The following is a 1,208-nucleotide window of genomic DNA, read 5'->3' as shown; positions in this document are numbered from 1 at the left end:
CGGCCGGTCGCGATGACCGGCCGGGGATCGGCTCAGACGCGGCGGGCGTCGTAGGCGTCGGCCAGGGTGTGGAGCTTCGGGGCGCCGAGGCGACCGCCGAAGAAGCCGGCGAGCGCACCGAGGATCAGGGCGAGCGCGCCGTAGAAGGCGCCCTGGGTGGCGGCGGACTTGGCGGCCACGGCGGCCTGCTCGGCCTTCACCTTGGCGGTGGCGACGGTCTCGTCGTACTGCTTCTTGTAGTCCTGGATCTGCGTCTTGGCCTGATCGACCGGGATGCCCTGGGCCTTGGCCAGGGCGTCGGCGGCGCGGTTCTCGGCCTGGGCCTTCTGGGCCGGGTCACCCGTGAACAGGGCGCGGATCGCGGCGACGGCGGCGTCCTTGGCGGCCTGCGGGTCCTGGCCGGCGGCCTGGTTGCGGACCGACTGCTCGATGCCGTCGAGGGGGTTGGTGATCTTGGACAGCGAGGGAGCCGCCGCCTGCGCCGCGGTCTGGACGGTACCGCCCACGAGCGAACCGGCGCCGCCGAGCGTGCTGGTCACGCCCGAGAAGGCGCCGCCGATGAGGCCGCCGGCCGCCGAGGTCAGCAGGTAGAGCACCACGAGGGTGGTCACAGCCCAGGACACGAGGCCGTGCAGGCCGGCTGCACCGTTGATGGGCTTGCCCGACAGGCGCCCGGCGATGAAGCCGCCGGCGAGAGCCGCGACGATGCCGGAGCCGACGAACCAGATGCCCGCGCTGAGCGACAGGGTCGAGGCGGCCGGGTTGTCGGCGGCCACCGGACCGACGCTCGACAGGCCGACGCCGACGCCGACCATGTTGAGGATGACCTGGGTCACCAGGGCCGTGACGGCGCCGGCGAAGATCGCGCCCCACGACACCGAATTGAGCAGGACGGTGCGGGTGTCGGCCGAAGCCGCGGCGGAGGGGGTCGCGAGGATGGGGGAAGTGGACACGTTACTGGTACTCCGGGTCGTCGGTCGTCCGAGTCGTTCGGTCGTTCGAGAGGTGGGTCGGTGGGGTGGAACTCGAGGATCCGCCCGCGCCGTCCCGGCGCGGTCGGACCAAGATCGTCGGCCTGCGGATCAGTCGCGGCCGTGGATGAGCAGGCCGAGGCCGTAGCCGAGGAGGCCGGCCACCAGCAGGGCGGCCACGGGGTGCTCGGCGACGTGGTGCGTGACCTCGCGGCCGCCCTGGCGCAGATAGTTGCC

General features: G+C 73.0%; 1 protein-coding gene. It reads right to left on the bottom strand.

What is annotated here, in order from left to right:
- Positions 1–32 precede the first annotated feature (32 nt).
- Positions 33–953: a PhnA-like protein gene (locus MKK51_RS01155; RefSeq protein WP_243974474.1), complete on the bottom strand. Its 921-nt coding sequence runs from the start codon at positions 951–953 to the stop codon at positions 33–35.
- Positions 954–1,208: the final 255 nt, after the last annotated feature.

Origin of the sequence: Methylobacterium sp. E-045 (genome assembly GCF_022829685.1) — a bacterium.
Taxonomy (GTDB): Bacteria; Pseudomonadota; Alphaproteobacteria; order Rhizobiales; family Beijerinckiaceae; genus Methylobacterium.
Note: the sequence above shows the minus strand (reverse complement) of the source record. Positions and strands in the feature narration are given on the sequence as shown.